Source organism: Ureibacillus galli, assembly GCF_014836845.1.
GTDB lineage: Bacteria > Bacillota > Bacilli > Bacillales_A > Planococcaceae > Ureibacillus > Ureibacillus galli.
The window spans coordinates 1-7,621 of record NZ_JACSQA010000053.1 but is presented as its reverse complement, the minus strand read 5'-3'; the positions used below and the strand labels follow the sequence as shown (position 1 = coordinate 7,621).

Sequence of the window (7,621 nt, the reverse complement as noted above, 5' to 3'; positions counted from 1 at the left end):
AAGCCATCTAATCGCCGCTTAAAATAGGTGGCGAACTCCCTTTTAATTAAACTGTCTACTTTATAGGGTTCAGTTCAGTTTTAATTAACCCTGCTGCTTTTTTAATCATTATTGTAGGAACAATTGCATCGGTAACAATTGCTTTCCCGACAAAAGAATTAAAGCGAATACCAAAATTATTTAAAATTTTATTTACTGAAACAAAACTGAAGAGTGATATAGAAATTATAAAAATGTTTTCGGAATGGGCCGACTTAGCAAGAAGAGAAGGTTTACTTGCTTTGGAAGTGAAAGCTTCTGAAGTAGAAGACCCATTTTTAAAAAATGGCCTTACGCTAGCAATTGATGGTCAAAATGCGGATTATATTCGCGATGTGCTAACGGAAGAGGTTGAAGCTTTGGAAGATCGTCATGCTAGCGGCGCACAAATCTTTTCTCAAGCAGGTACATATGCTCCAACTTTAGGGGTATTAGGAGCAGTTGTTGGTTTAATTGCAGCTTTAAAAGATATGAGTGATATTGATAAATTAGGTCATGCCATTTCTGCTGCCTTCGTTGCAACATTACTTGGTATTTTTACGGGTTATGTTTTATGGACTCCTTTTGCTAATAAGTTGAAACGTAAGTCTGCAGAAGAAGTAAAGCAAAAGTATTTAATGATTGAAGGGATCTTATCCGTTTTAGAAGGGGAAGCTCCACGCGTAATTGAACAAAAATTAGCTTCCTACTTAACAATGGAAGAACGCCAAAAAATTATGAATGAAAGCGGGGCGGGTGGCCTTGGCAAAGAAAGCTAAAAGAAAAAAGCATGAAGAACATGTTGATGAGTCATGGCTTTTACCCTACTCGGATTTATTAACGTTATTATTGGCATTGTTTATCGTGTTATTTGCTTCTAGTACCGTTGACCAAGAAAAATTAGAACAAATGTCTGCAGTGTTTAGCGAAATATTTGATGGTGGTTATAGTTTTATGGAACACTCTTCTGTTGTTGAGTCTCCAGATACTGTCACAGATAGTATATCGGAAAGTGCCTATGTTCAAGACCAAAGAGAATTACAAGAAATCCAAGAGCGGGTGGATAATTTTATTGCAGTCAATGAATTAGAAAGTACTTTTGCTACGAAAATGACGGACGAAGGATTGCTAATTACGATTCGAGATAGTATATTATTTGATCCAGGTAAGGCAGATGTGAAGCAAGATTATGTAGACATTGCGGATGAGTTATCAAAACTATTACAAATGGATCCAGCCCGCTATATTGTCGTTACGGGACATACGGACAATGTTCCTCAAAATACAGAGGAATTTAAATCCAACTGGGAATTATCAGTGATGCGGGCTGTTAATTTAATGAAACTAATTATTGATCATAATCCTGAGCTAGATCCAAAGTATTTTAGTGCGAAAGGTTATGGTGAATATACGCCGATTGCCTCGAATGATACGGAAGAAGGAAGGGCGAAAAACCGTCGTGTAGAAGTGTTAATCCAACAACTTGTTCTAGAGGACGGTACAAAAGTAAAGGAACAATAGTAAGTAACCTGAAAGTAAACAAATTACTTTCGGGTTTTTTTATTTTAAAAATTATTTTGACTATTTTTAAACAAAAGTTTATAATTTTAAACAAATGTTTAATTATAAAAACAATCGTACATATAAGGTGGTATGTCAGTGAATGAAAAAGAGCTACTCGTTCTTCAGACGATAAAGAACAATCCTTTTTTATCACAACAGGAAATGGCTGAACAGTTAAATATGTCCAGGCCTGCTTTAGCCAACATCATTTCTGGCCTTATTAAAAAAGGGGAAATAGTCGGACGAGCTTATGTGTTACCGGAAAAAAATTCAGTCGTTGCTATTGGTGGTGCCAACATTGACCGAAAATTTCATATTGAAGGTCGTGTTCAATACGAGACGTCCAACCCTTCAAGTGTAACGGAGAGTGTTGGTGGTGTAGCAAGGAACATTGCAGAAAATTTAGGTAGGCTCGGCAATGACGTGAAACTGATTACACTACTCGGGCAAGATCAAGATGCGAAAGTTATTGAGCAAGAAAGTAAGGCATTTATGGATCTAAGTTATATCGAAATCTTTTCCCATTTAAAAACTGGTTCCTATAGTGCGGTGTTAGATCAATCAGGAGAGCTTGTATTGGCAATGGCAGATATGTCGATTTATGATCAGCTTCAACCGTCCATTTTACAAAAACATGAAGCAATATTGAGTAATGCTAAATGTATTATTGTCGATTTGAATTGCCCAAAAGAGACGGTAGTTTATTTGCAAAATCTAGCCTGTTTAAGAGATATCCCATTTGTTATTGTTCCGGTTTCAGCACCGAAAATGAAAAACATGCCAGATGATTTAGTCGGTGTTACATACTTTATATGCAACAAAGAAGAAGCCGAGACGTATTTAAATATTCGAATGATGAGTGACCACGACTATACAAATGGTGTGAAAAAGTTACTCGAAAAAGGTGCAAATAATGTTGTTCTAACGTTAGGAGACCGAGGGGTTATCGTTGGTAATGTGAATGGTATTCACCTTTTTGACGCAGTGAATATAGAGGAAGTCGTCGATGTAACGGGTGCAGGTGATGCTTTCGTTAGTGCGCTCGTACATGGTGTATTGTATGGAGAATCATTTTCTGATGCGGTAAAGTTTGGTCTATATAATGCTGCCAAAACTTTACAATCGGATAAAACGGTAAGACAAGAACTAAATGCAGATGAAATTAATCATTGGAGGGAACAATTTTGAAAAATTATTTATCATTCTCACAAGAAGTATTAGAGGCAAAAGAAAAAGGATTACCAATCGTTGCCCTGGAATCAACAATAATATCTCACGGCATGCCATATCCACAAAATGTACAAACTGCAAGAGAAGTTGAACAAATTATCCGTGATCTAGGTGCTGTGCCAGCAACGATTGCAATTATTGACGGTAAAATTAAAATCGGTTTAACAGATGAAGAATTAGAAATGTTCGGGAATGCAAAAAATGTTGCAAAAGCTTCTCGCCGTGACTTAGGTTATTTATTAGCTACGAAGAAAATTGGGGCAACAACAGTAGCAGCAACAATGATTGCCGCCGAATTAGCAGGGATTGAACTGTTCGTAACAGGCGGTATTGGTGGTGTGCACAGAGGTGCAGAAAACACAATGGATATTTCCGCTGACTTAGAAGAACTAGCTCAAACGAATGTGGCTGTAGTATGTGCAGGTGCAAAATCGATATTAGATATCGGATTAACACTAGAATATCTTGAAACAAAAGGTGTTCCGGTTGTTGGTTACGGTACAGATATTTTACCTGCTTTCTACACAAGAGAAAGTGAGTTTAACGTTAACTTCCGACTAGATTCAGTGGAAGAAGTGGCAGATATGATGAGAGCAAAATGGGAAATCGGTTTGAACGGCGGTGCAGTCATTGCCAACCCTATTCCTGAAGAAGATGCCCTTGATGCAAACTTCATTAATAACATTATCGGAGAAGCTCTACAGGAAGCGGAAGAAAAGGGGATTAAAGGGAAAGATGTGACACCATTCCTACTTGGAAAAGTGAAAGAATTAACGGAAGGTGAATCATTAAAAGCGAATATTGCCCTTGTAAAAAATAACGCTAGAATTGGTGCGGGTATTGCAATTGCCTTAAACACTAATAAAAATAAATAATAAAAAAGGAAGTTTCCAACGAGGATGTTGTCCTTGTTGGAAACTTCTTTTATTTACGTAATGCACCTAATTCAGAAACGATCGCTTGCATCTCACTTGGGCTAAAAGTATTTCTTTTCATTACCATTTCGTAAAGATACAGTATGTCTTCGTATTTTTCATCTGTAAAATGCTCTGATTTCATAGCGTCCACATTGACCATTCGAAGCTTTTCTTTAATCTGCTCGATCATATAGATGACATTGTCGCGCGATGGTTTAGTTAAATCCATTGTGACCCCACCTTTCAAAGTATCCAATTTATCATTTCATTACTAGCCCTTCCTGTCAATAACATTTGGTACTTGCTTTAAAAAACTATTATTTTTTTATAGAATGGTACTATGAAGAAGAAATTACCATTATACATGAAAAATGTTTTAATCTTGTTTAGGAGGAAAACATAATGAGTGAAAGTAAATTATTAAAGTCAATAGTTGTAGGAGCAGTATCAGGTGCTATTATAAGTATGTTTGACCGTAAAACAAGAGAACATGCAATCGAAACAACAAAAAAAGTTAAAAATACATTCGTCTATTATGCAAAAAATCGAGAAGAACTACAACAATTTATTGAACAAAAAGTAGAAGAGGCACAAGAATTATATGATGATCTTTCGGGGAATATTAATACGATTGTAAGTAAATTAAACGAAGTAAAGGAAATACCAAATACAATTCAAAGCATGGTAAAGGATACGAAGGATGTCATTTCCAACCCATCTTCAAAGGAATGATAAAATAAATTCGAAGGGAAGTGAGCGTAAATGGGCGAAGAGCAAAAGTCATCAGTATCGGAGACGTTTTCTTTAGTAAAAACCTTTATTGACCCTGATAAATCTAAAATTGATATCACAACGGGTAAAGGGTTTATACAAGACTTAATTGTTCGAATGAGAGATGTAGACATATCCGGAATGGGAGCTCAATTAGCTTACTTCTTCCTATTGTCCTTTTTTCCATTACTCATTTTTATGGTTACTTTACTACCTTATCTTGATTTGGAAGAGGAACATGTTTTTGATTTCATTCAAAGTATCGTACCAACGGAAGTATTTTTGCTCACCCAAGGAACGATAACGGAAATTTTAACGACTCATCAAGGTGGTGGATTGTTATCAATCGGGATTATTGGTACAATTTGGTCAGCATCCCGAGGGGTTAATGCGTTAATTAAAACACTAAATGACGCTTATGAAACAAAAAGGAATCCTGGATTTATTAATCGGGCGTGGTCTCTCGTCTTTACTATCGCCCTAGTCTTTCTCATTCTACTAGCCTTATTAATTCCCATTTTAGGGCATCAATTTGCGTTCTCATTATTCAATTATTTAGGTGTAGAAGAAACCTTCTCAGAATTTTGGCGATTTGTTCGGTGGATTATACCGCCTATTTTAATATTTATTGTTTTAAATTTAATGTATTGGATTATTCCGAATACGGAACCGAGATTGCATATGATTAGTGTTTTACCTGGTGCCTTTTTTTCAACAGTGTCGTGGGTCGTCCTAATTTATGGATTTTCTTACTATGTTAATCATTTTGGAAACTATACTTCAACTTACGGAAGTATTGCAGGGATTATTATTTTAATGCTTTGGTTATATTTCACCGGGATGATTCTCATATTTGGCGGATTGTTAAATGCTACAATGCATAAAAGAAGATTAGTTAAAAAAGGATTTAATGAATAAAAGCTTTCGCTAGAATTTTGCGAAAGCTTTTTATTGTTTATGATTTTAACATTCTCAAACCATTTAAAATAACTAAAATCGTACTGCCTTCATGCCCAATTACACCGAAGGGTAGATCTACTACTTGTATAAAGTTCGAAATGATGAGTAAACAAATAACAGAGATGGAGAAGAGAATATTCTGCTTAACAATCTTCTGCATTTTTCTTGATAAACGAATTGCATATGCAATTTTTGATAAGTCATTTTTCATTAGTACAACATCTGCCGTTTCTAACGCGACATCAGTTCCGCCTCCCATAGCAATACCAACAGTAGCCGTTGCTAGTGCAGGAGCATCGTTAATGCCGTCTCCTACCATTCCAACATTTCGATGTGTTTGTAAATAATTTTTTATATGATTTACTTTCGTTTCAGGTAAACATTCAGCGATAAATTCATTAACACCAGCTTCTTTTGCTATTGTTCTAGCAGTTTTTTCATTATCACCCGTAAGCATCGCAACTTCGATTCCTAACTCTTTTAACAACTTAACAGCTTCTTTTGCTTCATCACGGACTGTATCTTTCATCGCTACTAAAGCAGCAATACCTTGTTCATCTTTCATAAAAATGACGGTTTTACCTTCTTCAGCCAACTTTTCTGCGGCATTGTTTGCAAAGTTTGTTGCCTCTTCGCTACCGACAAAGTCCGATTTCCCAACGAGATAAGAATGATGATTGTAATTCGCTTTTAAACCCCAGCCAGGAACATCTTCTATTTCAATACCTTGTATTGTATCGATATTTTCTTTTTTAGCATATTTTACAATCGCTTGTGCGAGTGGATGGTTTGCTTGAGATTCAATCGAAGCTAAAGTAGCCATTGTATCTTTTTCGTTTAAGTCTTCTCTCACGATAATATCTGTAACAGTCGGAGTTCCAACCGTTAAAGTACCTGTTTTATCTACTGCTAAAAGATTAAGGGAACTTAGTAGTTCTAAATGGACGCCACCTTTAAAAAGAATACCATTTCTCGCACCATTTGAAATTGCAGCAAGGGTTGCAGGCATAATCGATGCTACAAGGGCACATGGTGATGCAACTACTAGTAAAACCATGGCACGATAAAATGTTGTTGTCCAATCCCAGCCGAGTAAGTAGTGGGGGAGGAATAACATAAGCCCAACAGCTAGCAATACAAATTTTACGTAAGTCCCTTCAAATCGTTCGATAAATTGTTGGGATGGAGACTTTTCACTTTGGGCAGATTGTACAAGGGTAATAATTTTTTGGAATAACGTTTCAGAATTGGGTCTTGTCATATTGATTGTTAGTGTACCGTTTAAGTTTACCGTACCTGCATATACATTTTCCCCAACTTGTTTTGTGACAGGCATAGATTCTCCACTAATAGCCGATTCATCAATCGATGAAGTACCTTTAATGATTTGCCCGTCTGCAGGGATACGTTCACCTGGTTTAATTAGTAGGTGATCCCCAACCTTTAATGTAGAAACGGGAACTTTCATTGGTTCAAAGGCACCGCGAACTAACCATGCTTCTTCCGGTTGTAAATTCATAAGTGCTGAAATTTCACGATGACTTTTATTCATTGCGTAAGATTCTAAAGCACCGCTTAAAGCAAAAATAAAGATTAGAATTGCCCCTTCAGTCCAATATCCAATAAGCGATGAACCGATAGCAGCTAACACCATTAATAACTCGACATTTAATGTTTTGTTCTCAACTGTGTCGAGTAATCCTTCCTTTGCCTTTGCGTAACCACCAATAACAAAAGCACTTAAATAAGCAATAACCGCTGCTGTTAAAAGTCCGTTTGTCTCCATACGCCAAGCTAGTAATGTAATCAAACCTGATAGTAAAGCAGCAATTAGTTCTTTATGTTCTTTTATATTCTCAATTAGATTACTATTTTCTCGATTAGAAGTATTCATATTAGCCTCCTTATGATAATGAATATCAATATCAAAACTCATATAATTCAACATTGATAATAGTTTTCAATTAGTTTATGAGTTTTTAATAATTCTTATTAATTTGTAATTATTATAATATAGGCTGTTGGAATTGTAAAACATATTTATTTTGCTAATGAAAAAGATTGATGAAAGAAGGAGGATGGGAAAAGAAAAAGAGGCTGGGACATAACTAGCTTCAAATAGTGAGAAAGGTGAATTTGAGGAAACTCAAATTCACCTTTTT

At 35.9% G+C, this 7,621-nt stretch carries 8 protein-coding genes; 6 read left to right on the top strand and 2 right to left on the bottom strand.

The window, feature by feature from the left end; genetic code table 11:
- Positions 1–62 precede the first annotated feature (62 nt).
- From motA to H9636_RS18630, 4 genes are all read left to right on the top strand, one after another.
- The gene (motA, locus tag H9636_RS18645) at positions 63–797 is read left to right on the top strand and encodes a flagellar motor stator protein MotA (RefSeq protein WP_191709055.1); all 735 of its coding nucleotides are present in this window, start codon (positions 63–65) and stop codon (positions 795–797) included.
- Positions 781–1,539 carry a flagellar motor protein MotB gene (gene motB / locus H9636_RS18640; protein WP_191709054.1) on the top strand — a complete coding sequence of 253 codons (759 nt, stop codon included), beginning with the start codon at positions 781–783 and terminating at the stop codon, positions 1,537–1,539. The genes motA and motB overlap by 17 nt, the downstream gene beginning before the upstream one ends.
- 138 nt (positions 1,540–1,677) lie before the next feature.
- On the top strand, positions 1,678–2,769 hold the full coding sequence (locus tag H9636_RS18635; RefSeq protein WP_191709053.1) for a PfkB family carbohydrate kinase: 1,092 nt from the start codon (positions 1,678–1,680) through the stop codon (positions 2,767–2,769).
- Complete coding sequence (locus tag H9636_RS18630) at positions 2,766–3,686, top strand: pseudouridine-5'-phosphate glycosidase (RefSeq protein ID WP_191709052.1); 921 nt, start codon at positions 2,766–2,768, stop codon at positions 3,684–3,686. Before H9636_RS18635 ends, H9636_RS18630 begins: the two co-directional genes overlap by 4 nt.
- A gap of 49 nt (positions 3,687–3,735) precedes the next feature.
- On the opposite strand, the gene H9636_RS18625 is transcribed toward H9636_RS18630, so the two are convergent.
- The gene (locus H9636_RS18625; protein WP_191709051.1) at positions 3,736–3,957 is read right to left on the bottom strand and encodes a DUF1128 domain-containing protein; all 222 of its coding nucleotides are present in this window, start codon (positions 3,955–3,957) and stop codon (positions 3,736–3,738) included.
- A gap of 173 nt (positions 3,958–4,130) precedes the next feature.
- On the opposite strand from H9636_RS18625, the gene H9636_RS18620 reads away from it, so the two are divergent.
- Together H9636_RS18620 and H9636_RS18615 are read left to right on the top strand one after the other, a co-directional pair.
- Entirely contained in the window at positions 4,131–4,460 is a 330-nt protein-coding gene (locus tag H9636_RS18620; RefSeq protein ID WP_191709050.1) for a YtxH domain-containing protein, read from the top strand.
- Between the two features lie 30 nt (positions 4,461–4,490).
- Positions 4,491–5,417 carry a YihY/virulence factor BrkB family protein gene (locus H9636_RS18615; RefSeq protein WP_191709049.1) on the top strand — a complete coding sequence of 309 codons (927 nt, stop codon included), beginning with the start codon at positions 4,491–4,493 and terminating at the stop codon, positions 5,415–5,417.
- Positions 5,418–5,454: 37 nt separating this feature from the next.
- On the opposite strand, the gene H9636_RS18610 is transcribed toward H9636_RS18615, so the two are convergent.
- Positions 5,455–7,353 (bottom strand): heavy metal translocating P-type ATPase, encoded by a 1,899-nt coding sequence (locus H9636_RS18610; protein ID WP_191709048.1) that lies wholly within the window; start codon positions 7,351–7,353, stop codon positions 5,455–5,457.
- Positions 7,354–7,621: the final 268 nt, after the last annotated feature.